Below are 22,191 nucleotides of genomic sequence, written 5' to 3' on the forward strand. Positions count from 1 at the left end.
ATGCCCGACCGCCGTCCCACCGCGGCCGAGCGCCAGGCCCGCCTGGCCGCCGTCCGAGCCGAGCAGCGCAGCAAGGAGCGCCGGCGCACCGTCACCATCGCCTCGATCGCGGGGGTCCTCGTCCTCGCCCTCGTCGGCGTGAGCGCCTGGGTGATCCTCGACGCCGGTCGCGAGAACGCCGCCCTCGAGGCGCAGGCCGAGCAGGCCATCGACGGCGTCGAGCAGATCGACGGCCTGACGTTCAACCACGTCACGACCGCCGTCGACTACGCCCAGGACCCGCCCGCGGGCGGCGACCACAACGCGGCCTGGCTGAACTGCGGCGTCTACACCGAGCCCGTCCCGGACGAGAACGCGGTGCACTCCCTCGAGCACGGCGCGGTGTGGATCACCTACGACCCCGCGCTGCCCGCCGACCAGGTCGCCGCGCTCGAGGCGCTCGCCGCCGGCCAGAGCTACGTGATCGTCTCCCCGTACGAGGGCCTGGACTCGGCCGTGGCCGCCTCCGCGTGGGGCTACCAGCTCAAGGTCGACTCCGCCGACGACGAGCGGCTCGCGGTGTTCGTGCAGAAGTACCTGCTGAACCCGGAGCTCGCGGAGGTCGGCGCCCCCTGCTCGAACGGCGTGGGCGTCCCGGCGTGACCTCGCCCGACGCGCCCGACGCGCCCGGCACCGCCCCCGCGGCGGGCCGGGGGCACGGGCGCGCGGTGCTCGCGGTCGTCGTCGTGGCCGCGCTGGCCCTCGGCGCCCTGGCCGGCGCGCTGCTCGCCCGGCAGCCGACGCTCACCGCCGCCGCCGAGGGCTCGGTGGACGCGGGGTTCGCCCGGGACATGCAGGCGCACCACGCGCAGGCCGTCGAGCTCGCGGTGCTGGTCCGGGACCGCAGCACCGACGAGGAGGTGCGGACCGTCGCCCTGGACATCCTGCTCACCCAGCAGAACCAGATCGGCCAGATGGCGGGCTGGCTGTCCACGTGGGGGCTGCCGGCCGCCGCATCGGACGCGCCGATGGCGTGGATGGCCGGCGAGGAGCACGCCCACACCGCCGGCGCCGCGGACCCCGACGCCCCCGCCGGCTACGCCGCGATGCCCGGGTGGGTGTCCCGGGAGGACCTCGCGCGGCTCACCGCCGCCGACGGCGCCGAGGCCGACCGGCTGTTCCTCGAGCTGATGATCCCGCACCACGAGGGCGGCGTGGCGATGGCCGGGTACGCCGTCGAGCACGCCCGCCGGCCCCAGGTCGTCGCCCTGGCCCGGAACATCGTGACGTCGCAGGAGCGCGAGCTGATTGCGCTGCACGCGATGCTCGACGCGCGCGGCGGTCCGCTGCCCGCGCCCTGACCCGCCCGCTCAGTCGCCGCCGCGCAGCTCCAGGCTGATCTGGTCGGCGTCGAGCACCTTGAGCGCCTCGGTGAGCGCCCCCGACGAGGCGGTGCCGAGGTCCCGGACCCGCAGCAGCGCCTCCCGCTGCGCGGTGAGCGTCGCGAGGCGCAGCTCCCGCACCTGGGCCGCGGCCGACGCGCGGTCCGCCTCGGCGGCCTCGTCCTCGTCGACCTCCTCGCCCTGGCGCGCGGCGATCCGGCGGGCCTTGTCCAGCACCGCCGGGTCGTACGGGGTGCCGTCCGCGCGCCGCAGGTCCGGGTCGCTCAGCAGGTCCGCCGCCGCGCGCGCCATCTCGACCACGAGCCGCTCCACGTCGGCCCGCTCGTCGGCGCCGTCCCGGGACAGCCCCAGCCGGCGCACCACCCAGGCGAGCGTGCCGCCCTGCGCCAGCAGCGTCCCCGCCGCGACGCCGAACGCGACCAGCACGAGCAGCGCCCGGTGCGGGGTCTCGCGCGGCAGCGACTGGGCGGCGGCCAGCGTGACGACGCCGCGCATCCCGGCCCACACCAGCACGGCGCCCTCGCGCGGCCCGAGCGGCTCGGCCTGCAGGTAGTCGATGTCCGCGATCCGCCGGATGATCCGGGTGCGGAGCCGGGAGGTGCGGTGCTCGACGCTGTCGTCGCGGCCCACCGCCGGGCGGCGGCGCGGGACGCCGCGCAGCGTCCGGCGCCGCGTGCGCGGGTCGTCGACCGCGCCGGACGGCGGCGCGCCGGGGACGCGCAGCCGGGCGAGCTCCTCGGGCGTCATCGAGCCCAGGGCGTCCACCCGGTCGCTCGCGGCCGTGAGGTACCCGCGCACGGTGGCCCCCCGCCGGGCGCGCCGGGACAGCGTCCGCAGCAGGAACGCGACGTAGCCGGTGCGCACCAGCAGCACGACGACCGCCGACAGCGCGGCCAGCCCGAACGCGATCCCCAGGTGGCCGTGGTCGTCCTGGACCTCCTCGACCAGGCCGTACAGCTCGAGGCCCATGAGCAGGAACACGCCCCCCTCGAGCAGCAGCTCCAGCGTCCGCCAGTTCGCCGCCTCCGCGATCCGGTCCTGCGGCCGCAGCCGCACGCTCCCCGCACCGGCCACCAGGCCCGCGGCGACCGTCGACACCAGGCCGGAGGCCCCGAGACGCTCCGCCGGCAGGTAGGCGATGAACGGCACGAGGAACGAGATCGCCGTGGTGAGGTGCGGGTCCGACACCCGGGTCCGCAGCCACAGGCTGACCTTCCCGACGACCGCGCCGACGACGACGGCCACCACCACCGCGTACACGAAGTCCGCGAACACGCCCCAGAGGGTGACCGACGTGGCCGTCGCCGCGATCGCCGAGCGGAGCAGCACCAGCGCGGAGGCGTCGTTCAGCAGGCTCTCGCCCTCCAGCACGGTGACCACGCGGGGGCTGACGCCGGACTTGCGGACGATCGACGTCGCGACGGCGTCGGTCGGGCTGAGGACCGCGCCCAGCGCGATGCCCGTCGCGAGCGAGACCTCGGGGACCAGCGCGCTGAAGATGAACCCGAGCACCACCGACGTCACCACGACGAGCAGCACCGACAGCCCGCTGATCGCCGTGAGGTCCCGGCGGAAGTCCATCGTCGGCAGCGACACGGACGTGGCGTACAGCAGCGGCGGCAGCACCACGCCGAGGATCCACTCCGGCTCGATCTCCACGGCCGGGACCACCGGCAGCAGGCTGATCCCGACGCCGAGCAGGACCAGCAGCAGGGGCGCCGCCACCCCGACGCGCGGGGCGAGGGCCGTCACGGCGATGACGGCGATCGCGCCGATCAGGCCGACGAGCAGCAGGTCCATCAGACGACCACCGGGGCCTCGGCCGCGCGCACGACCCCGCGGTACCAGTCGATCTTGTCGGCCAGGTGCGCCTGCTGGCGGTTCAGCAGCGCGATCGTCGCGGCGACCTGCGCGGCGTGCGCCTCCAGCAGGGCCAGCCGCTCCGGCACCGTCGCGTCCGCCCCCGGGCCGGTGTCCAGCGCGAGGGCCGCGTACCGGCGCATCGCCGCGATCGGCATGCCCGTGTCCCGCAGGCAGCGCAGCACGCCCAGCCAGTCCAGGTCGGCGTCGTCGTACACCCGCCGCCCCGCCGCGTCCCGGCGCACGTCGCGCACCAGGCCGATCTTCTCGTAGTACCGCAGGGTGTCCAGGCTGAACCCGGAGCGCCGCGCGGCGACGGCCGGGGCGTAGGTGGTCATGGGCCCAGTGTGCCCGCGACGTCCCCCCTTGCGCTGGAGCGCGCTCCAGCCGACACGCTGGCGCCATGACGACGACCTCCCCCGTCCCCCCGATCGCCCTGGGCGCCATGCTGTTCGGCACCCGCCACGACGACGCCGAGTCCTTCGACCTGCTCGACGCCTACGTCGAGGGCGGCGGCGTCTGGATCGACACCGCCGACTGCTACGCCTTCTGGGCCGAAGGCTCCGGCCACGGCGGCCAGAGCGAGCGGGTGCTCGGCCGCTGGCTCGCCGCCCGGCCCGGCATGCGCGAGCGCGTGAGGATCGCGACCAAGGTCGGCTGCGAGCCCCTGTGGCCCGGCTCGTACCCCGAGCGGTCCACCGGCCTCGGCAGCGACGTCGTGCGCGGCGTCGCCCGGCAGGGCCTCGACCGCATGGGCGTCGACCACGTCGACCTGTTCTGGGTGCACCGCGACGACCGCGCCACGCCCCTGCCGGAGATCGTCGACGCGTTCGGCGGCCTGGTGGCGGACGGCACGGCCGGGCGCTGGGGCTGCTCCAACACCGCGCTGTGGCGGTTCGAGCGCGCCGCCGCGCTCGCCCGCGCCGCCGGCCTCGCCGAGCCGAGCGCGTTCCAGCTCCGGTACTCCTACCTCCAGCCGCGGCCGATGGTCCGGGGCCACCTGCACGACCACCGGTTCGGCTGGCTGACCGACGACCACCTCGACCACGCCCAGCACACCGGCACCGAGCTGTGGGCCTACAGCCCCCTGCTGGGCGGCGCGTACGACCGCGACGACCGCCCGGTCCCCGAGGGGTACGACCACCCCGGCACCACCCGCCGGCTGGCCGCGCTCGCGGAGGTCGCGGGCGAGCTCGGCGTCTCGCGCAGCGAGGTCGTGCTGGCCTGGATGGCCGGCGGGTCGCCGCAGGTCGCGCCGGTCGCGGGCGTGAGCACGCCCGCCCAGCTGGAGGCGGCCCTGCGCGGCGTCCGCCTGGCGCTCCCGCCGGAGCTCCGCACCCGCCTCGACGCGGCCTGGTGAACCGCGGGGCCGGCCCGGCCCGCGAGGTCGTCGGTTGCGCGCGAGGTCGCCGGTTGCGCACCCGGGCGGACGGGCGCAACCGACGACCTCGACGTGCGACCCGTGCGCGTTCGGTAATGAGAACGGGTATCACTCGTGTTAACGTGCGGGCATGAAGCACACCCCCACCCGACCGCGCGCGCTCGGGGCCCTCGGCCTCGGGCTGTCCCTCGCCCTGCTCGCCGCCTGCGCCGACACCGGCTCCGGCTCCGGTGACGCCGCCCCGGCCGCCGACCCGACCACCGACGCCGCGCCCGCCGCCACCGAGGTCGCCACCGCGAAGCCCCGCCTCGTCCTCACGTACGACGGCGGCATCCAGGTGCTCGACGCCGACACGCTCGAGCTGGTCGCCGACCTCCCGCTCGAGGGGTTCAACCGCGTCAACGCCGCCGGCGACAACCGGCACGTGATGGTCTCCACGACCGGCGGGTTCCGCGTCCTCGACGCAGGCACGTGGTCGGAGCCGCACGGCGACCACTCCCACTCGTACACCAGCGACCCCGTGCTCACCGACGTCACCTGGTCCGCCGAGAAGCCCGGCCACGTCGTCCCGCACGAGGGCCGCACGGCCCTGTTCGACGACGGCACGGGCACGATCACCGTCCTCGACTCGGGCGAGGTCGGCGACGCCGGCGCCGAGGTCCGCGAGCTGACCACCCCGTCGGCCCACCACGGGGTCGCGGTCGAGCTGGCCGACGGCACGCTCGTCGTCTCCGAGGGCACCGAGGACGCCCGCACCGGCATCCGCGTCCTGGACGCCGAGGGCACCGAGGTCGCCGCCTCCGCCGAGTGCCCCGGCGTGCACGGCGAGGCCGTCGCCGCGGACGAGGCCGTCGTCATCGGCTGCGAGGACGGCGCGGTCGTCTACGCGGGCGGGAGCATCCAGAAGGTCGCCGCGCCGGACGCGTACGGCCGCATCGGCAACCAGGCCGGCACCGAGGCGTCCCCGATCGTCCTGGGCGACTACAAGTCCGACCCGGACGCCGAGCTCGAGCGACCGACCCGCGTCTCGCTGATCGACACCCGCGACGCGTCCCTGCGCCTGGTCGACCTGCCGTCCTCCTACACGTTCCGCTCGCTGGCCCGCGGCGACGACGGCGAGGCCCTGGTGCTCGGCACCGACGGCTCGCTGCACGTCATCGACCCGGAGTCCGGCACCCTCGTCCGCTCGATCCCGGTGGTCGACGCCTGGGAGGAGCCGGACGAGTGGCAGTCCCCGCGCCCGGCGGTCACCGTCCTCGACGGCACGGCCTACGTCACCGACCCGGCCGCGGACGCGGTGCACGCGGTGGACGTCGTCACCGGCGAGGTCTGGCTGAGCGCGACCCTCGAGGTCACCCCGAACGAGCTCACCACGGCCTCCGGCCAGGTCGACCCCCACGCGTCCGGGGACCACGCCCACGAGGACGAGCACGACGAGCACGCCCACGAGGACGAGCACACCGACTGACCCGTCCCCCATCGACCCACTGACCTCGCCGAGTGGAGAGTTCTGCCCGACACGCGCGGCGCGTCGTGCCAGAACTCTCCACTCGGCACGCGTCCGGTCCGTCCGGGCGCCGCCCCGGAGGAACCCCGTGCCCCGACGCACCCGCCCCGCCCGCACCACCTCCCGCACCACCCGCACGACCCGCACCGCCGCGCTCGCGGCCGGCCTCGCCCTCGCCGCCGGCCTCACCCTCGGGCTGGCCGCCTGCGCGCCCGCCGCCGACGACGGCCGGCACGACGTGGTCGCCGCGTTCTACCCCCTGCAGTACGTCGCCGAGCGCGTCGGCGGCGCGCACGTCGCCGTCACCTCGCTCACCCCGCCCGGCGGCGAGTCCCACGACCTGGAGCTGTCGCCGAGCGCGGTCGCCGGGCTGGGGGACGCGGACCTCGTCGTCTACCTGTCGGGGTTCCAGGCGGCGACCGACGCGGCCGTCGCCTCGACCGCGCCGGCGCACACCGTGGACGCCGCGCAGGCGGCCGCCCTCGAGGTCGCGCCCGACGGCGTCGCACCCGGCACGTCCGGCACGTTCGGCACCAGCAGCCTGGACCCGCACTTCTGGCTCGACCCCACCCGGCTCGCGGACGTCGGCCACCAGGTCGCGGACGCGCTGGCCGAGGTCGACCCCGAGCACGCCGCGGAGTTCGCCGGCGCCGCGGACGACCTGGCGGCGGACCTGGACGCGCTGGACGGCGAGCTCGCCGCGGGCCTGGCGGCGTGCCGCGGCGCGACCCTGGTCGCCTCGCACGAGGCGTTCGGCTACCTCGCGCAGCGCTACGGCCTGCACCAGGTCGGCCTCAGCGGCATCGACCCGGAGGTGGAGCCGTCGCCGGCCCGGCTGCGGGACGTCGCCGCGACCGTCCGGGCCGAGGGCGTGCGCACGCTGTACTTCGAGGCGCTCACCAGCCCGAAGGTCACGCAGACGCTCGCGGAGGACCTGGGCGTCGGGACCGCGGTGCTCGACCCGTTGGAGGGCCGCACCGAGGGCGACGAGCGCGACTACCTCGACATCATGCGGGACAACCTCGACGCGCTGGCGTCCGGCCTGGTCTGCGCGGGCTGACCCGCGCGGGCCCGCCCGGGCCGGGGCTCAGTGCGACCGCAGCGCCCGCACGAGGTCGGCCTTCTTCATCGAGGACCGCCCCTCGATGCCGATCTCGGCGGCGCGCCTGCGCAGGTCGTCCACGGTCCAGTCCTCGTACGACCCGGACTCGCCGCCCTTGCGGCCCACCGAGGACCGGCCGCGCGCGGCGGCGGCGTTCGCGATCCGCGCGGACTTCTCCTTGCTGTTGCCCTCGTCCCGGAGCTCCTCGTAGAGCTCCTTGTCCTTGACGCTCGGACCGGAGTCACGGCGCGGCATGGCGGCCTCCTCGCAGGCGACGACGTTCGGTCCCCTCGACCATGCCCCCGCCGGCACCGTGACGCATCCGCAGCACCGGCAGCCCCCCGGGCGACCGGCCTACGCCGCCCGGTCCCCCAGCCACGGCGCCAGCACGTCCTCGCGCCCGAGCCACGGGTGCAGCCCGCGCGCGTGCTCGTCGGCGGTGAGCAGCACGTCCTCGAACGCCGCGAGCAGGTCCGCCCGCACGTCCTGGACGCCGGTGAACACCAGCCGCGTGCCGGGCGCGCGCCGCCCCCAGGTGCCGACCTCGCCGACGGACAGCTGCCCGCCCGCGCCGTCCCACGCGCACACCGAGTCCGGCCGGCTCGGCACCCAGAACCGGCCGCGGCTGCGGTGCCGCCCCTGCCCGAGCCGGGCGACGTCCGCGACCAGCCGCTCGGGGTGCAGGGCCCGGTCGGCCCGCAGGTCGAGCGTCCACACGCCGTGCCGCGTCGGCGCGTCCGGCACCGGTGCGGCGCGCCGCGGGTCGAGCCGCCGGTCGCCCGCGCGCAGGTCGTGCGCCCCGGCGAACAGCGCCGCGGCGTCGGCCGCCAGCACGCCGTCCACGCGGAGCCCGTCGGCCGCGCGCACGTGGTCGAGCAGGTCGGAGGCGACCGGGTGCTCGGCCGGCTCCCCGGCGACCAGCACGACGTCCGCGTGCGCGACCTGGGCCGCGAGCGCCTCGCCGACGGCGCGCTCGTCGTCCGCGGTGAGCGCGACCCCGCGCTCGTCGAGCAGGTCGTCGCCCAGCAGGTCGTCCTCGAACGCGGCGAGGTCGAGCGCCGCGACGACGGAGGCGAGCCGCAGGCCGCGCAGCCGGCCGGCACGACCGGCGGCGGCCCCGAGGGCCCGCGTGACCGGCAGGGACTCCGCCGACACCGGCAGCGCGAGCAGCACCTGGTCCCACCGCGGGTCGCGCGCGAGGCGCTCCAGGGTCGGCACCGCGTCCTCGCGCACCGAGCAGGACAGGCACGCGTGCGCGAGCGGCACGAGGACGTCCTCGAGCACTCCGCCGGCGTCGGCGACCACGCGGCGGATCCCGCCGCCGTCGGGCCCGTCGACGATGTCGTGCCGCAGCACGACGGTCCGCGGGTGGTCGACGACCACGCCGAGCGCGACGGCGTCGCGGAGCAGGGGGCCCACGGTGGCGAGCACCACGAGGGGCTTCGGCTGCGTCATGCCCGACAGCCTAACGCTTGTCGCGAACGATTCTCATTACCTATGATGACGACATGTCCGCTCACTGCCAGGTCCTCGGGACCTCGCCCGGCTTCGGCCATGCGATCTCGCACTCCCACCGGCGCACGAAGCGCCGCTTCGACCCGAACATCCAGCGCAAGCACTACTGGGTGCCCTCGCTCGGCCGGCACGTCACGCTCACCGTCTCGGCCCGGGGCATCCGGACGATCGACGAGCTCGGCATCGAGGTCGTCGTCGCCCGGATCCGTGCCCGCGGGGAGAAGGTCTGATGGCCCGCGCCGCCGACGTCCGCCCGATCATCAAGCTGCGCTCCACCGCGGGGACCGGGTTCACCTACGTCACCCGCAAGAACCGCCGCAACGACCCCGACCGGCTCGTGCTGAAGAAGTACGACCCCGTCGTCCGGCGGCACGTCGACTTCAGAGAGGAGCGCTGACATGGCCAAGAAGTCGAAGATCGCCGCGAACGAGCGCCGCAGGCAGGTCGTCGCCCGCTTCGCCGAGCGCCGCCTGGAGCTCAAGGCCGCCGCCGTGAACCCGCACCTGACCGAGGCCGAGCGCGTCGCGGCCCGGGCCGCCCTGCACGCCCTGCCCCGTGACGCGAGCCCGACCCGCGTCCGCAACCGGGACGTCGCCGACGGCCGGCCGCGCGGGTACGTGGGGAAGTTCGGGCTGTCCCGCGTCCGGATGCGCGCCATGGCCCACCGCGGCGAGCTGCCCGGCGTCACGAAGTCCAGCTGGTGAGGAGAACGAGATGAAGCAGGGCATCCACCCCGACTACCACCCGGTGGTCTTCCGGGACATCAGCGCGGACTTCGCGTTCCTGACCCGGTCCACGATCACGTCCGAGAAGACCGTCGAGTGGCCGGACGGGAACACCTACCCGGTCGTCGACGTCGACGTGTCCTCCGCCAGCCACCCGTTCTCCACGGGCAGGTCCCGCGTCCTGGACACCGCCGGCCGCGTCGAGAAGTTCCGCCGGCGCTACGGCATCACCGCCCCCGAGGAGACCCGATGAAGGTGCGCGCGTCCCTGGCGTCCCTGAAGAAGAAGGAGGGGTCGATCGTGGTGCGCCGCCACGGCAAGACCTTCGTCCTCAACAAGAAGAACCCGCGCTGGAAGGCGAGGCAGGGCTGATGGCCGTCCCCAAGCGCAAGCTCTCCCGCGCCAGCACCCGCACCCGGCGGTCGCAGTGGAAGGCGACCCCCGTCCCGCTGACCACCGCCCGCACCCCCGACGGCCGCACCGTCGAGGTCCCCCGCCGCCTCGTGCGCGCCGTCGAACGCGGCCTCGTCGACCCCGCCTGACCCGCCCCGGCCGCCGGGGGTACCGTGCCGGACGTGACGCCCGATGCGCTGCCCCCGGCCCGCGTGGTGGAGATCGCCACCCCGCAGGGTGCCGCCCGCGCGCACGTGCGCGCACCGGCGGCCCCCGCCCCCGGCGCGCTCGTGCTCGGTCACGGCGCCGGCGGCGGCGTCGACGCGCCGGACCTGCGGGCCGTCACCGCCGCAGCCCTGGGCCTCGGGCTCGCCGTCGCCCTGGTGGAGCAGCCCTACCGCGTCGCGGGCCGGCGCGTCGGCCCCCGCGGCCCCGCGCTGGACGAGGCCTGGGCGGCGGTGGTCGCGGACCTGCGCGCCGGCGGGCTGGACGTCCCGCTCGTCACGGGCGGCCGGTCCGCGGGCGCCCGCACCGCGTGCCGCACCGCGCTCGCCACCGGGGCCACCGGCGTGCTGTGCCTCGCGTTCCCGACCCGCCCCCCGGGCCGCCCCGACGCCCCCGACCGCCTGCCGGAGCTCGACGGGGCCGGCGTCCCGGTGCTGGTCGTCCAGGGCGCGACCGACCCGTACGGCACCCCGCCGGAGGCCCCGGGGCGCACCGTCGTGCGGGTCGCCGGGGACCACGGCCTGAAGAAGGACCTGCCCGCGGTCGCCGCGGCGGTCGCCGCCTGGCTGCCCGGGGTGCTCCCGCTCGGTTGACGTCAGCCGTCGAGGAACGTCCGCACGGCCTCGGTGACCAGCGCGTGGTCCTCGGCCTGCGGCAGCCCCGAGACGGTCACCGCCCCGACGACGCCGACGCCCTCGACGTGCACCGGGAACGCCCCGCCGTGGGCCGCGTACTCCTGCAGCGGCAGGTCGTGCGCCTCCGCGAACGTCGTGCCCTTCGCGCGCGCCCGCAGGCCCTGCAGGTACGACGACGTCCCGAACCGCTCGACGACCCGCACCTTCCGCTCCACCCAGGAGTCGTTGTCGGCGGTGGTCCCCGGGCGGGCCGCGTGGAACAGCTGCTGCGTGCCGCGCCGGACGTCGACCGTGACGGGCAGCCCGCGCTCGGTCGCGACGCGCACGAGCAGGCAGCCGAGCTCCCAGGCGTCGTCGTTGGTGAAGGTGGCGAACCGCAGGTCGCGCTCCTGCCGTTCCACCTCCGCGATCAGGGTCCGCAGCTCGTGGTCGCTCATGCCCGCGATCCTGCCACCGGGTGCGCGCCCGGTCAGCCGCGCCGGCGCGCCCGCACCACCGTGTCCCGGATCGTGATCGTCCGGCCGTCCGGGTCCACGGCCTCGCGGGGCCGCGCCTCGGCGACGGGCACGTCCCAGTCCCCCGGCTCGAGCGCCGCGACGACCTCCGCCGGCTCGAAGAACAGCTCCGGCAGGTCGGGCCGGCCGATCGTGGTCGCGAGGTCGCTGCCGTGGTGCGCGACCACCAGCAGCGTGCCGCCGGGGGCGACGGCCGCGGCCATCCGCGCGAACGCCGACACCCGGTCGGCGGGCGGCAGGTGCAGGAAGTGCGAGGTCACCAGGTCGTAGCGCCCGGCCCCGGGGTCCCAGCTCCCGATGTCGCCGCGCACCGTGCGCACCCGCGCCGCGACCTCCGGCCCGGCCTGCTCGAGGGCGGCGTCCACCCGGTCCAGCGCCGCCTGGGCGAGGTCCACCGCGGTGACCTCCCACCCGCGCGCCGCGAGCCAGAGCGCGTCCCCGCCCTCGCCGCACGCGACGTCCAGGGCGCGGCCCGGCGGCAGGTCGCCGGCCTCCGCGACGAGCTGCGCGTTCGGCCGCCCGCTCCAGATCCGGTCCGCGGACCGGTACCGCTCCTCCCAGAACGCGCGGTCGTGCCGCACCTCCCGCGGGTCCCCGTGGCCGGGCCGCGCGTGCCCGTGCCCGTCGTGCTGCTCCATGCGCTCCTCCGTCGTCCGTCCGTGGTCCGTCACAGCCCGTGCCGCCCCGGCCCCGCCACCCGCTCCGCGACCGCCCGCTCGGCGGCCGCCGAGAAGGGCGCCGCCCGCTCGGCCCGGTACCGCGCGACCGCGGCCCGGGCGTCCGCGGCGGTCAGGTCCGCCACCACCGCCGCGCCGGCGGTCAGCCCGCCCGCGGCGGCCACCTGCACCTGCGCCATGAGGTCGGTGACGTTGCCGGCGGCCCACACCCCCGGGACGCCGGTGGCGCCGTCCGGGCCGGCGGCGACCCGGGTGCCGATCACGTACCCCTCGCGCACCACCGGCTCCACGGTCAGCCCGAGCCCGTCGAGCCCGTCGAGCCGCGCGTGCATCCCGGTCGCCGTGACGACCGCCGCCACGGGCAGCACCGCCCCGGACGCCAGCCGCACCCCGGTCAGGGTGTCCCCGGCGACGACGAGCCCGCCGACCCGCCCGTCCACGACCCGCACGCCGAGCGCGGCGAGCTGCTCCCAGCCGGCCTCGTCCGGCTCGTCGGCGGTGTGCAGGAACAGCGTCACGTCGTCCGTCCAGCCGCGCCAGAGCGTCGCCTGGTGCACGGCGAGCGGCCCGGCGGCGATGATGCCGACCGCGGCTCCCCGCACCTCCCAGCCGTGGCAGAACGGGCAGTGCAGCACGTCCCGGCCCCAGCGGTCGGCGAGCCCCGGCACGTCCGGCAGCCCGTCGGCGAGCCCGGTGGCCACGACCACGCGCCCCGCGCGCAGCACCGTGCCGTCCGCGAGCGCCGCCCGGAACGCGTCGCCGTCGCGCCGGACGTCGGCGACGGTGCCCTCGACCAGCGTCGCCCCGTACCCGGCGACCTCCGCCCGGCCGCGTGCGAGCAGCTCGGCCGGCGGCAGCCCGTCCGAGCCGAGGTAGGCGTGCATGTGCGCGGCGGGCCGGTTCCGCGGGGTGCCGTCGTGCACCACCGCGACGCGGCGGCGCGCGCGGGACAGGGTCAGCGCGGCGCTCAGCCCGGCCGCGCCGCCGCCCAGCACGAGGGCGTCGTACGTCTGGTCCATGGGGTCTCCTCCCGGTCGGCGTCCACGGTGCGCCGGGACGTGCTCTGTTGACAAGTGCCGTTGCCGGAACGGCAAACTGGGCGGGTGCCCGACCGCCCCGCCCGCCCCGCACGCCCCGACGCCCCCGACGCCGCCGATCCCGCGCCCGACCTCGGCCCCGTCCTCGACGCGGTCGGCCCGCGCCTGCGCGACCTCCGCCAGCGCCGCGGCGCCACGCTGACCGACCTGTCCCGCAGCACCGGCATCTCCGTGAGCACCCTGTCCCGGCTGGAGTCCGGGCAGCGCCGCCCGACGCTCGAGCTGCTGCTCCCGCTCGCGCGCGCCCACCAGGTGCCGCTGGACGAGCTCGTCGGCGCGCCCGAGACCGGCGACCCCCGCGTGCACCTGTCCCCGTTCGTGCGGCACGGCGTCACGTACGTCCCGCTCAGCCGCAAGCCGGGCGGCCTGCAGGCGTACAAGCTCGTGTTCCCCGCCGGCCACCACCCCGGGCCGCCGGACCCGCGCACGCACGAGGGCTACGAGTGGATGTACGTCCTCACCGGCCGGATCCGGCTGGTGCTCGGCGACCACGACCTGCTGCTGGAGCCGGGCGAGGCGGTGGAGTTCGACACCCGGGTGCCGCACTGGTTCACGAACCCGGGGCCCGGGCCGTCCGAGGTGATCAGCCTGTGGGGCCCGCAGGGCGAGCGGATGCACGTCCGCGCCCGGTCGACCCGCCGGCCGCGCTGAGGCTCACCGCGCCACCACGAGCGCGAGCGTCGCCGCCCCGACGCACAGGGGCGCGAGCCACAGCCCCTGCACCAGGAACGCGCGCACCGGCACGTGCACCAGCGCCTGCCGGCAGCGCCGCCACCAGAGCACCGTCGCCAGCGACGCCCACGGCGTCAGCAGCGGGCCGACCCCGGTGCCGATGAGGACGGCCGCGAGCCGCAGCGGGTCGCCCCCGGCGACCGGCTCGAGCACCAGGTACGCCGGCAGGTTGTTGAGCAGGTTCGCCGCCCCGGCCGACAGGCCCGCGACGCCGAGCAGCGCGCCCGCCCCGCCGCCGGCGGGCGCCACGTCCGCGAGCGCCTCCCCGAGACCCCGGACCTGCAGCGTCTCGACGGCGACGAACAGCGCGGCGACCACCAGCAGCATCCGCCACGGCACCAGGTCGCGCGCCCGCCCGGGCAGCGGCCGGCGGCGCACCGCGAAGGCCCCGACCAGCACCGCGGCCGCCCCCACGGCGACCGCCCACACCGGCAGCCCGGCGACGAACCCGACCGCCATCACCGCCGTCGTCGCCCCGGTCGCGAGCAGCAGGCCCCGGTCCGGCGGCGCGTACCGCGGCCCCGGGTCGAAGCGCCCCCGCAGGTCGGCCCGTCCGCGCACCGCGAGCACCGCCACCGTCACGACCACCGCCGCGAGCGCCGGCGCCCACATCACCCCGAGGTACCCGGCCCCCGCCTCGGTGAACCGGTGGTCCGCGAGCAGGTTCGTCAGGTTCGACACCGGCAGCAGCAGCGACGCGGTGTTCGCCAGCGCCACCACGGTCAGCACGAGCAGCAGCGGCGACGTCCCGGTCCGCCGCGCGAGCGTGATCGCCAGCGGGGTCAGCAGCACCGCGGTCGTGTCCAGCGACAGCAGCACGGTGGACACCACGGCGATCCCGACCAGCAGGAGCCACAGCACCCACCGGCGGCCGCCCGCCGACCGCGCGGCCGCGTCCGTCGCCACGTCGAACAGGCCCGCCGCGCCGCACAGCTCCGCGACGACGGTCAGCGCCGCGACGAACACCAGGACGGGGCCGACCCGCTCCGCGAGCGCCGCCGCGTCGGCCCGGGGCAGGACCCCGGTCACGACGAGCAGGGCGGCCACCCCCACGGCGACCGCCCACCACGGGACAGACCGCCGCCGGGACACGGCGGAACTGTAGGCCCCCCGGCCCCCGCCCGCCCGCGCGGTCCGCGCGGTCCGCGCCTAGTCGAGCAGCCCCTGGGCCAGCGCCGGCGCGATCACCGGCGTGAGCGGCAGGCGCGGGATCAGGGTCGCCTGCACCGCGTGGTACAGGTCGGCCTTGCCCTCCCAGACGGTCCGCGACACCCGGTTGTCCGTGCCGAGCTCGTGCCACCAGGACCCGCCGTCGTGGTCGAGCAGGTGCTCGGCGGCGTACTCCCACCACGTCGTGTACCAGTCGTCGAACCGCTGCTCGCCGGTCGCGGCGTGCAGGGCGGCCGCGGCGGCGATGCCCTCGGCGACGACCCAGTGCATCCGCTCGCGCACGACCGGGCGGCCGGACCAGTCGACGGTGTAGACGAACCCCGGCGCCCCGTCGACGTCCCAGCCCTCGCGGACCGCGGCGTCGAACAGCGCGACCGCGTCGTCCAGCATCCAGGCCGGCGCGACGTCGCCGGCGGCCGTGATCGCGGCCCGGGCGTGCAGCGTGAGCCGCGCCCACTCGAGCCAGTGGCCGATCGTGGCGCCGTACGGGCGGAACGGGTGCGCCGGGGTGTCGGCGTTGTACTCGAGGTCGGCCTGCCACGCGGAGTCGAAGTGCTCGGGGATCCGCCAGGCGTTGTCGCGCGCGTACCCGTGCACGACGCGGCCGACGATCCGCACCGCGCGGTCCAGCCAGACCCGCTCGCCGGTGACGCCGTGCGCCGCCAGGTACGCCTCGACGGTGTGCATGTTCGCGTTGACGCCGCGGTACGCGTCGAGGTCGGTGAACGTGCGGTCCCAGGACTCGACGGCCATGCCGGCCTCCTCGTCCCAGAAGTGCCGCTCGGACACCGCGAGGGCCTCGCGCAGCAGCGCCTCGGCGCCCGGGCGGCCCGCGGCGGCTGCCGAGGCGGTCGCCAGGACCACGAACGCGTGCGGGTAGGCCGCCTTCGCGTCGTCGCGCGGGGTGCCGTCCGCGTCCACCTCGGCGTACCAGCCGCCGTGCTCGGCGTCGCGGAACAGGCCGTCGAGCGCCGCGAGGCCGTGGTCGACGAGCGCGGCGTTCCCGGGCCGTCCGAGCAGGTGCGCGAGCGCGTACACGTGCGTCATCCGGCAGGTGATCCACAGCTCGACGGGCCCGGGCAGCGGGCGCCCCACGTCGTCGAGCCGCAGGAAGCCGCCGGCGGGCGCGGCCGAGGCCCTCCCGAAGGCGAGCAGGCGGTCGGTCTCGGTCTCCAGCCAGCGGGCGTGCGCGGGCGTCGTCAGCCACGTCATGACTGTCACCCTAGTCACACCGCGGACCGCCCTGCGCGGGCACGAAGCCCCAGGCAGGGCCGCGGATGCCGGCTTCGCCCGGCTCGTCCTGGGTCTTTGACACCGCCCCCGGCGCGGCTCGATGATGGATCACGGATTTGACCGGTCAAACGCGGCTCCGTCGGGTCCGACCGACCCCCCTGCACGGACGCCCCGAGGACCGCCCCATGCCCCCCGCCGACCCCGCACGACCGGGCGCCCCCGCGCGCCCGGGCGCGGGCACCCGCACGGGCACCCGCACGGGCACGGGCACGGGCGCGCGGGTCACCATCCGCGCCGTCGCCGAGCACGCGGGCGTCTCCCGGCAGACCGTCTCCAACGCGCTGAACTCCCCCGGCCGCCTGTCCGCGGCCACGCTCGCCCGGGTCCGCCGCTCCGTCGCCGCGCTCGGCTACCGGCCGGACCGCGCGGCCCGCGCCCTGTCGTCGCGCCGGTCCGGCCTGATCGGCATCCGCGTCGGCCCGACCGCGCACCGCACCGCCGCGCACCCCGACCGGCTGCTGCACGCCCTGGTCGGCGCCGCCCGCCCGCACGGCTACCGGCTGCTCGCGTTCCAGGCGCCCTACGGGGACGACGACGCGGAGATCGCCGCGTACGCCGAGCTGCTGGCCGGTCACGACGTGGACGCGGTCGTCGTCGCCGACACCCACCCCGGCGACCGCCGGCCTGCGTGGCTCGCCGAGCACGGCGCGGCGTTCGCGGTGCACGGCCACCCCTGGGGCGACGCCGGCGCCGCGCACCCGTGGGTCGACGTCGACGGCGCGCTCGGCACCGCGCGCGCCGTCGCGCACCTCGCCGAGCAGGGCCACCGCCGGATCGGGTTCGTCGGCTGGCCCGCGGACGGCGCCGGCGGCGACGCCCGGCGCGCGGGGTGGCGGGACGCGCTGGCCCGGCTCGGCCTGGACGCCGGGCCGGACCTCACGGCGGCCGCCGACGACCCCGCCGCCGCCACCGCCGTCGCCGCCCCGGCGCTCGCCGCCTCCGGCACCGGCACCGCTCCGACCGCCCTCGTCTGCGCCTCCGACGTGCTCGCGCTCGGCGTGCTGGCCGCGGTCACGGACGCCGGCGCGACCCCGGGCCGCGACGTCGCCGTGACCGGCTTCGACGACTCCGACCTGGCGACGCTCGCGCGCCCCGGGCTGACGAGCGTGCGCCAACCGATCACACTGGTGGCGCAGACCCTCGTCGAGCAGGTGCTGGACCGGCTCGGCGTCGACCTCGGGCACCCGCCGGCCCCCGCCGGGTTCGTGGCGCCGGAGCTCGTCGTCCGTGCCTCCAGTGTCGCGCCCGCACCCCGCCGCCGGCCCGCCGTCCCCGACCTGTCCGCAGCACCCACCCCCTGAGCCCCTGGAGCACGTGTGGCACCCGCCCCCGACCGCCCCGCCGCGGTCCTCGACGGACTGGACGCCGTCCTGTTCGACCTCGACGGCGTCCTGACGCCGACCGCCGTCGTGCACATGCACGCGTGGGCCCGGCTGTTCGCGCCGCTGCTCGAGGCGCGCGGCGTCGCGCCGTACGCGGACGCGGACTACTTCGCGCACATCGACGGCAAGCCGCGGTACGAGGGCGTCCGCTCGCTGCTGGCGTCGCGCGGCATCGAGCTGCCCTGGGGCGACCCGTCGGACGACCCGGCGACCGAGACCGTCTGCGGGCTGGGCAACCGCAAGAACGCCGTCTTCACCCAGGTGCTCGAGTCCGAGGGCGTCACGCCCTACCCCGGCTCGGTGCGCCTGGTCGACGCGCTGCTCGCCGACGGCCGGAAGGTCGCCGTCGTGTCGAGCAGCCGCAACGCCGTGCCGGTGCTCGCCGCCGCCGGCCTGACCGACCGGTTCCCGCTCGTCGTCGACGGCCTCGTGGCCGCCGCGCGCGGCCTCGCGGGCAAGCCGGAGCCGGCGACCTACCTGTACGCCGCCGAGCAGCTCGGCGTGCCCGCGGCCCGCGCGGTCGTGGTCGAGGACGCCGAGTCCGGCGTCGCCTCCGGCCGGGCCGGGGACTTCGGGCTCGTCGTGGGGGTGGACCGGGGCGCGGGCGCCGCGGTCCTGCTGCAGCAGGGGGCTGACCTGGTGGTGGACGACCTCGCCGAGCTCGTCACCACGTCCGACGACGCCGAGAGCACCGAGCCGTGAACCCGACCTCCCTGTTCACCCCCGACCCCGTCGACCGGCACCGGTTCCCGGCGGACCCGTGGCGCCTGCGCGAGACGCGGCACGACGCCGCCGACCTCGGCCGCACCGAGACCCTGTTCGCCGTCGGCAACGGCTACCTCGGCATGCGCGGCAACGTCGAGGAGGGCCGGGACAGCCACAGCCACGGCACCTTCATCAACGGGTTCCACGAGACCTGGCCGATCCGGCACGCCGAGGAGGCGTACGGCTTCGCCCGCGTCGGGCAGACGATCGTCAACGTCCCCGACGCGAAGATCATGCGGCTGTACGTCGACGACGAGCCCCTGCTCCTCACGGTCGCCGACCTGCACGAGTACGAGCGCAGCCTCGACTTCCGCGACGGCGTCCTCTACCGCGACCTGGTCTGGCAGACGCCGTCGGGCAAGCGCGTGCAGGTGCGCACCCGGCGCATGGTGTCGTTCGCCGAGCGGCACCTCGCGGTCATGACGTACGAGCTGACGATGCTGGACGCCGACGCCCCGGTCGTGATCAGCAGCCAGATCCTCAACCGGCAGGACGGCCAGGACGAGTACCACGTCCGCGCCGCCGCGATGGGCGAGGGCTTCGACCCCCGCAAGTCCGAGACGCTGACCGAGCGCGTCCTGCAGCCCAGCACCCACTGGGGCTCGGGCGGCCGGTACGTGCTGTCCTACCGGGCCGCGACGTCCGGGATGACGCTCGCGGTCGCGGCGGACCACACGATCGAGACCGAGAACGACTACGAGGAGCTCTCGCTGGTCGAGGAGGACCTCGCCAAGCACGTCTACCGGATCGACGCCCAGCAGGGCCGGACGGTCCGGATCACCAAGGTCGTCACCTACCACTCGTCCCGCGGCGTCCCCGCGCGCGAGCTCGCCGACCGGTGCCGGCGCACCCTGGACCGGGTCGCGCAGACCGGCGTCGAGCAGCAGTTCGCCGACCAGCGGGCGCGGCTGGACGCCTTCTGGGCCCGCAGCGACGTCGAGGTCCCCGGCCAGCCCGACCTGCAGCAGGCCATCCGCTGGAACCTGTTCCAGATCGCGCAGGCCACGGCCCGCGCCGAGGGCAACGGCATCGCCGCGAAGGGCCTGACGGGCTCCGGGTACAGCGGGCACTACTTCTGGGACACCGAGATCTACGTCCTGCCGTTCCTCACGTACACCTCGCCCCGGGTCGCCCGGAACGCGCTGCGGTTCCGGTACACGATGCTGGACGCGGCCCGCCGCCGCGCCGCCGAGCTCAACCAGCACGGCGCGCTGTTCCCGTGGCGGACGATCAACGGCGAGGAGGCCTCGGCCTACTACGCGGCCGGCACCGCGCAGTACCACATCGACGCCGACATCGCGCACGCCGTGCGGCAGTACGTGGCCGCCACGGGCGACGAGGGCTTCCTCGCGCGCGAGGCGATCGACATCCTCGTCGAGACCGCCCGCATGTGGGCCGACCTGGGCTTCTGGCGCGGGACGAACGGCGACGCGTCGTTCCACATCCACGGCGTGACCGGCCCCGACGAGTACACGACCGTCGTCAACGACAACCTGTTCACCAACGTCATGGCGCGGGCCAACCTGCGCGGCGCGGTGCAGGCCGTCGAGCGGCTCGCGCACGAGGACCCCGCCGCGCACGCCGCGATGGTCGCCCGGCTGCGGCTCAGCCAGGACGAGCTCGACGAGTGGGCGCACGCCGCCGAGCGGATGCACATCCCCTACGACGAGCGGCTCGGCATCCACCCGCAGGACGCGCAGTTCCTCGAGAAGGAGCTGTGGGACCTCGCGAACACCGACCCGGCCAAGCGCCCCCTGCTGCTCTACTACCACCCCCTGGTCATCTACCGGTTCCAGGTGCTCAAGCAGGCCGACGTCGTGCTGGCCCTGTTCCTGCAGGGCGACCAGTTCACGGCGGAGGAGAAGCTCGCCGACTTCGACTACTACGACCCGCTGACCACCGGGGACTCCACCCTGTCCGCGGTCGTGCAGTCCATCGTGGCGTCCGAGGTCGGGTACCAGGAGCTCGCGCTGCGGTACTTCACGGCCGCGCTGTACGTGGACCTCGCGGACCTGCACCACAACACCTCCGACGGCGTGCACGTCGCGTCGGCGGGCGGCGTGTGGAGCGCGCTGGTCTGCGGCTTCGGCGGCCTGCGGGACCACGAGGGCGTCGTGTCCCTCGACCCGCGCCTGCCGGAGGTCTGGGACGGGCTGACGTTCCGGCTCACGCTGCGCGGCACCCGCGTCCGCGTGGACGTCCGGCACACCGAGCTGCGCCTGACGGTCGAGGAGGGCGACGCCGCCGACCTGGTGGTGCGCGGCGAGCAGGTCAAGGTCACGGCCGGCGACCCGGTCGTCCTCGCGCTGGCCCCGGCGCCGCGCCTCATCGGCACGCCGACGGTCCGCGACATCGAGGGCACGCGCCGCGCCGACGGCACGCTCATGACCGCGACGGTGCCGGACCACCCGACGGTGCTGACCCCGCCGCCGCTCTCGCACGACTGACTGTGAGGCTTGTGCCTGCGGCTCGCTGAGCGGTGGGCTGTGTTCGGTGGGTGCGCGCGTGACTCTACGTCTGACTGGCTTCGTGCCTTCGAGCGGACTTGTCCGCGCGTGCCTGCCGGCCCCGGCCCGACCGGAGTTGCTGGCCTGATCAGGAGCTTGACCGCCCGTGGACGCGGGCGTGTCCCGTCACAGTCCTGCCGATCTCCAGCCGGACCGGAACCTCACGTTCCTCCGGTTCGAAGGAGTACGCGGTGACCAGTCTGGCTGAACGCGTCGATCTCGTCATCGGGGTCGACACCCACAAGCACACCCACACCGCCGCGGTCGTGGACGCGACCACTGGCGGCACGCTCAGCGAGTTGACCGTCAGCACCGATCCGGGTGGCTATGGCGAGCTGCTGACCTGGGTCGGCGCGATCCGTGGTGGCTCGCGGGTCTGGGCGTTGGAAGGTGGCGGCGGCTACGGCGCCGGTCTGGCCCGGTTCCTCGGGTCGGCCGGTGAGCAGGTCGTGGAGCTGGACCGCCCGAAGCGAGCCGCCCGACGTCATGGCGCGAAGTCCGACTCCCTGGACGCGGTCCGCGCCGCACGCGAGGCCCTGGCCCGCGAGCACCTCGCGCGGATCAAGGACGACGGTCCTCGCGCCGAGCTCGCCGTTCTCATGGCGGCCCGCCGCTCGGGGGTCGAGGCCGCGACCCTGGCTCAGCGCCAGCTGCTCGCTCTGGTCACCGCGGCGCCAGAGGAGCTGCGCGCCGTGCTGCGCGGGGCGAACACGACCGTGACGGTCCAGACCGCCGCCCGGTTGCGGACCCGATCGGCCTGGGACCGTCAGACGGTGACCACCGCGAACGTCCTGCGGACCCTGGCGCGCCGGGTCCTGACCCTGCAGGACGAGGCCCGCGACCACGAGACCGCGATCGGTGAGATCGTGCGCTCGTGGCGGCCCGACCTGCTGACCCAGCCCGGGATCGGAGCCCTCACCGCCGCCCAGGTCCTGATCGCCTGGTCCCACCCGGGACGGATCCGCTCCGAGGCCGCGTTCGCGATGCTCGCCGGGACCGCCCCGATCCCCGCGTCCTCAGGCATGACGATCCGGCATCGGCTGAACCGTTCCGGGGACCGCCAGCTCAACCGCGCGCTGCACGTCATCGCCCTGTCTCGCGCCCGCTACGACCAGCGCACCCGCGACTACATCGACCGCCGCCGCGCCCAGGGCAAGACCGACCGCGAGATCCGCCGCTGCCTCAAGCGCTACATCGCCCGCGACCTGTTCCGCCAACTCGAACACGGCCCACTCCCGGCTTGACGAACCATAGGAGCGTCCTCGCGGGGGTCCTCCGGGCGGACGGAGGACCCCCGCGCCCGGCCGGACGAAGGTCCCCGGGACTCC

26 protein-coding genes are annotated in these 22,191 nt (G+C 76.2%); 17 read left to right on the forward strand and 9 right to left on the reverse strand.

Annotated elements, in window-relative coordinates; all coding sequences use genetic code 11:
• A complete protein-coding gene (locus tag HNR08_RS02760) occupies window positions 1–642 on the forward strand; it encodes a DUF3105 domain-containing protein (RefSeq protein ID WP_146837413.1) in 642 nt (213 codons plus the stop codon).
• Entirely contained in the window at window positions 639–1,340 is a 702-nt protein-coding gene (locus HNR08_RS02765) for a DUF305 domain-containing protein (RefSeq protein WP_146837416.1), read from the forward strand. Before HNR08_RS02760 ends, HNR08_RS02765 begins: the two co-directional genes overlap by 4 nt.
• A gap of 9 nt (window positions 1,341–1,349) precedes the next feature.
• Here the strand turns inward: HNR08_RS02765 and HNR08_RS02770 are convergent, their stop codons facing one another.
• The gene (locus HNR08_RS02770; protein ID WP_146837419.1) at window positions 1,350–3,182 is read right to left on the reverse strand and encodes a cation:proton antiporter; all 1,833 of its coding nucleotides are present in this window, start codon (window positions 3,180–3,182) and stop codon (window positions 1,350–1,352) included.
• A complete protein-coding gene (locus HNR08_RS02775; RefSeq protein WP_146837422.1) occupies window positions 3,182–3,580 on the reverse strand; it encodes a MerR family transcriptional regulator in 399 nt (132 codons plus the stop codon). Before HNR08_RS02775 ends, HNR08_RS02770 begins: the two co-directional genes overlap by 1 nt.
• A 65-nt stretch (window positions 3,581–3,645) precedes the next feature.
• Between HNR08_RS02775 and HNR08_RS02780 the strand changes: the two genes are divergently transcribed.
• From HNR08_RS02780 to HNR08_RS02790, 3 genes are all read left to right on the forward strand, one after another.
• Entirely contained in the window at window positions 3,646–4,602 is a 957-nt protein-coding gene (locus tag HNR08_RS02780) for an aldo/keto reductase (RefSeq protein ID WP_146837425.1), read from the forward strand.
• Between the two features lie 151 nt (window positions 4,603–4,753).
• The gene (gene aztD / locus HNR08_RS02785; RefSeq protein ID WP_146837428.1) at window positions 4,754–6,091 is read left to right on the forward strand and encodes a zinc metallochaperone AztD; all 1,338 of its coding nucleotides are present in this window, start codon (window positions 4,754–4,756) and stop codon (window positions 6,089–6,091) included.
• Between the two features lie 127 nt (window positions 6,092–6,218).
• Window positions 6,219–7,190: a metal ABC transporter substrate-binding protein gene (locus HNR08_RS02790; protein ID WP_146837431.1), complete on the forward strand. Its 972-nt coding sequence runs from the start codon at window positions 6,219–6,221 to the stop codon at window positions 7,188–7,190.
• A gap of 27 nt (window positions 7,191–7,217) precedes the next feature.
• Here the strand turns inward: HNR08_RS02790 and HNR08_RS02795 are convergent, their stop codons facing one another.
• Window positions 7,218–7,487 (reverse strand): DUF7218 family protein, encoded by a 270-nt coding sequence (locus tag HNR08_RS02795; protein WP_146837434.1) that lies wholly within the window; start codon window positions 7,485–7,487, stop codon window positions 7,218–7,220.
• A gap of 99 nt (window positions 7,488–7,586) precedes the next feature.
• On the reverse strand, window positions 7,587–8,687 hold the full coding sequence (locus HNR08_RS02800) for a GTP-binding protein (protein ID WP_146837437.1): 1,101 nt from the start codon (window positions 8,685–8,687) through the stop codon (window positions 7,587–7,589).
• A gap of 53 nt (window positions 8,688–8,740) precedes the next feature.
• On the opposite strand from HNR08_RS02800, the gene rpmB reads away from it, so the two are divergent.
• From rpmB to HNR08_RS02835, 7 genes are read left to right on the forward strand one after another with little or no spacing between them, the layout of a single operon-like run.
• Complete coding sequence (gene rpmB / locus HNR08_RS02805; protein WP_146837440.1) at window positions 8,741–8,977, forward strand: 50S ribosomal protein L28; 237 nt, start codon at window positions 8,741–8,743, stop codon at window positions 8,975–8,977.
• Complete coding sequence (gene rpmG, locus HNR08_RS02810) at window positions 8,977–9,144, forward strand: 50S ribosomal protein L33 (protein WP_146837443.1); 168 nt, start codon at window positions 8,977–8,979, stop codon at window positions 9,142–9,144. The genes rpmB and rpmG overlap by 1 nt, the downstream gene beginning before the upstream one ends.
• Before the next feature lies 1 nt (window position 9,145).
• Window positions 9,146–9,451, forward strand: a complete 306-nt coding sequence (gene rpsN, locus HNR08_RS02815; RefSeq protein WP_146837446.1) for a 30S ribosomal protein S14 — start codon at window positions 9,146–9,148, stop codon at window positions 9,449–9,451.
• Between the two features lie 10 nt (window positions 9,452–9,461).
• Entirely contained in the window at window positions 9,462–9,725 is a 264-nt protein-coding gene (locus HNR08_RS02820; RefSeq protein ID WP_146837449.1) for a type B 50S ribosomal protein L31, read from the forward strand.
• Window positions 9,722–9,844 (forward strand): type B 50S ribosomal protein L36, encoded by a 123-nt coding sequence (gene ykgO / locus HNR08_RS02825; RefSeq protein ID WP_146837452.1) that lies wholly within the window; start codon window positions 9,722–9,724, stop codon window positions 9,842–9,844. The genes HNR08_RS02820 and ykgO overlap by 4 nt, the downstream gene beginning before the upstream one ends.
• A complete protein-coding gene (rpmF, locus tag HNR08_RS02830; protein ID WP_146837455.1) occupies window positions 9,844–10,014 on the forward strand; it encodes a 50S ribosomal protein L32 in 171 nt (56 codons plus the stop codon). Before ykgO ends, rpmF begins: the two co-directional genes overlap by 1 nt.
• A gap of 33 nt (window positions 10,015–10,047) precedes the next feature.
• A complete protein-coding gene (locus HNR08_RS02835) occupies window positions 10,048–10,683 on the forward strand; it encodes an alpha/beta hydrolase family protein (RefSeq protein WP_222596012.1) in 636 nt (211 codons plus the stop codon).
• Window positions 10,684–10,685: 2 nt separating this feature from the next.
• Here the strand turns inward: HNR08_RS02835 and HNR08_RS02840 are convergent, their stop codons facing one another.
• From HNR08_RS02840 to HNR08_RS02850, 3 genes are read right to left on the reverse strand one after another with little or no spacing between them, the layout of a single operon-like run.
• Window positions 10,686–11,162, reverse strand: a complete 477-nt coding sequence (locus HNR08_RS02840; RefSeq protein WP_146837458.1) for a heme-degrading domain-containing protein — start codon at window positions 11,160–11,162, stop codon at window positions 10,686–10,688.
• A 32-nt stretch (window positions 11,163–11,194) separates the two neighbouring features.
• The gene (locus tag HNR08_RS02845) at window positions 11,195–11,878 is read right to left on the reverse strand and encodes an SAM-dependent methyltransferase (protein WP_146837461.1); all 684 of its coding nucleotides are present in this window, start codon (window positions 11,876–11,878) and stop codon (window positions 11,195–11,197) included.
• Window positions 11,879–11,907: 29 nt separating this feature from the next.
• Window positions 11,908–12,936 (reverse strand): NAD(P)/FAD-dependent oxidoreductase, encoded by a 1,029-nt coding sequence (locus HNR08_RS02850; RefSeq protein WP_146837464.1) that lies wholly within the window; start codon window positions 12,934–12,936, stop codon window positions 11,908–11,910.
• A 183-nt stretch (window positions 12,937–13,119) separates the two neighbouring features.
• Here HNR08_RS02850 and HNR08_RS02855 point away from each other — a divergent pair, with 183 nt between their 5' ends.
• Window positions 13,120–13,665, forward strand: coding sequence for a helix-turn-helix domain-containing protein (locus HNR08_RS02855; protein ID WP_246582580.1), 546 nt, complete (start codon window positions 13,120–13,122; stop codon window positions 13,663–13,665).
• A gap of 3 nt (window positions 13,666–13,668) precedes the next feature.
• Here HNR08_RS02855 and HNR08_RS02860 read toward each other — a convergent pair whose 3' ends face one another.
• Together HNR08_RS02860 and HNR08_RS02865 are read right to left on the reverse strand one after the other, a co-directional pair.
• The gene (locus HNR08_RS02860; RefSeq protein WP_146837470.1) at window positions 13,669–14,838 is read right to left on the reverse strand and encodes an SLC13 family permease; all 1,170 of its coding nucleotides are present in this window, start codon (window positions 14,836–14,838) and stop codon (window positions 13,669–13,671) included.
• Window positions 14,839–14,895: 57 nt separating this feature from the next.
• Window positions 14,896–16,128, reverse strand: a complete 1,233-nt coding sequence (locus HNR08_RS02865; protein ID WP_146837473.1) for an AGE family epimerase/isomerase — start codon at window positions 16,126–16,128, stop codon at window positions 14,896–14,898.
• A 206-nt stretch (window positions 16,129–16,334) separates the two neighbouring features.
• On the opposite strand from HNR08_RS02865, the gene HNR08_RS02870 reads away from it, so the two are divergent.
• From HNR08_RS02870 to HNR08_RS02885, 4 genes are all read left to right on the forward strand, one after another.
• Complete coding sequence (locus HNR08_RS02870) at window positions 16,335–17,510, forward strand: LacI family DNA-binding transcriptional regulator (RefSeq protein WP_146837476.1); 1,176 nt, start codon at window positions 16,335–16,337, stop codon at window positions 17,508–17,510.
• Window positions 17,511–17,525: 15 nt separating this feature from the next.
• Entirely contained in the window at window positions 17,526–18,293 is a 768-nt protein-coding gene (locus tag HNR08_RS02875) for an HAD family hydrolase (RefSeq protein ID WP_146837479.1), read from the forward strand.
• Window positions 18,290–20,803 (forward strand): glycoside hydrolase family 65 protein, encoded by a 2,514-nt coding sequence (locus tag HNR08_RS02880; RefSeq protein ID WP_183834771.1) that lies wholly within the window; start codon window positions 18,290–18,292, stop codon window positions 20,801–20,803. Before HNR08_RS02875 ends, HNR08_RS02880 begins: the two co-directional genes overlap by 4 nt.
• Window positions 20,804–21,054: 251 nt before the next feature.
• Window positions 21,055–22,107: an IS110 family RNA-guided transposase gene (locus tag HNR08_RS02885; protein ID WP_183834773.1), complete on the forward strand. Its 1,053-nt coding sequence runs from the start codon at window positions 21,055–21,057 to the stop codon at window positions 22,105–22,107.
• Window positions 22,108–22,191 lie beyond the last annotated feature (84 nt).

The organism is Cellulomonas hominis, from assembly GCF_014201095.1.
In the GTDB taxonomy this organism is placed as follows: Bacteria; Actinomycetota; Actinomycetes; order Actinomycetales; family Cellulomonadaceae; genus Cellulomonas; species Cellulomonas hominis.

Excerpts from the sequence above, each read along its gene's own strand:
- HNR08_RS02760 (WP_146837413.1), top strand. The coding sequence starts at position 1 with ATGCCCGACCGCCGTCCCACCGCGGCCGAGCGCCAGGCCCGCCTGGCC.
- HNR08_RS02770 (WP_146837419.1), bottom strand. The coding sequence starts at position 3,182 with ATGGACCTGCTGCTCGTCGGCCTGATCGGCGCGATCGCCGTCATCGCC.
- HNR08_RS02775 (WP_146837422.1), bottom strand. The coding sequence starts at position 3,580 with ATGACCACCTACGCCCCGGCCGTCGCCGCGCGGCGCTCCGGGTTCAGC.
- HNR08_RS02780 (WP_146837425.1), top strand. The coding sequence starts at position 3,646 with ATGACGACGACCTCCCCCGTCCCCCCGATCGCCCTGGGCGCCATGCTG.
- aztD (WP_146837428.1), top strand. The coding sequence starts at position 4,754 with ATGAAGCACACCCCCACCCGACCGCGCGCGCTCGGGGCCCTCGGCCTC.
- HNR08_RS02795 (WP_146837434.1), bottom strand. The coding sequence starts at position 7,487 with ATGCCGCGCCGTGACTCCGGTCCGAGCGTCAAGGACAAGGAGCTCTAC.
- HNR08_RS02800 (WP_146837437.1), bottom strand. The coding sequence starts at position 8,687 with ATGACGCAGCCGAAGCCCCTCGTGGTGCTCGCCACCGTGGGCCCCCTG.
- rpmB (WP_146837440.1), top strand. The coding sequence starts at position 8,741 with ATGTCCGCTCACTGCCAGGTCCTCGGGACCTCGCCCGGCTTCGGCCAT.
- rpmG (WP_146837443.1), top strand. The coding sequence starts at position 8,977 with ATGGCCCGCGCCGCCGACGTCCGCCCGATCATCAAGCTGCGCTCCACC.
- rpsN (WP_146837446.1), top strand. The coding sequence starts at position 9,146 with ATGGCCAAGAAGTCGAAGATCGCCGCGAACGAGCGCCGCAGGCAGGTC.
- HNR08_RS02820 (WP_146837449.1), top strand. The coding sequence starts at position 9,462 with ATGAAGCAGGGCATCCACCCCGACTACCACCCGGTGGTCTTCCGGGAC.
- ykgO (WP_146837452.1), top strand. The coding sequence starts at position 9,722 with ATGAAGGTGCGCGCGTCCCTGGCGTCCCTGAAGAAGAAGGAGGGGTCG.
- rpmF (WP_146837455.1), top strand. The coding sequence starts at position 9,844 with ATGGCCGTCCCCAAGCGCAAGCTCTCCCGCGCCAGCACCCGCACCCGG.
- HNR08_RS02840 (WP_146837458.1), bottom strand. The coding sequence starts at position 11,162 with ATGAGCGACCACGAGCTGCGGACCCTGATCGCGGAGGTGGAACGGCAG.
- HNR08_RS02845 (WP_146837461.1), bottom strand. The coding sequence starts at position 11,878 with ATGGAGCAGCACGACGGGCACGGGCACGCGCGGCCCGGCCACGGGGAC.
- HNR08_RS02850 (WP_146837464.1), bottom strand. The coding sequence starts at position 12,936 with ATGGACCAGACGTACGACGCCCTCGTGCTGGGCGGCGGCGCGGCCGGG.
- HNR08_RS02865 (WP_146837473.1), bottom strand. The coding sequence starts at position 16,128 with ATGACGTGGCTGACGACGCCCGCGCACGCCCGCTGGCTGGAGACCGAG.
- HNR08_RS02870 (WP_146837476.1), top strand. The coding sequence starts at position 16,335 with ATGCCCCCCGCCGACCCCGCACGACCGGGCGCCCCCGCGCGCCCGGGC.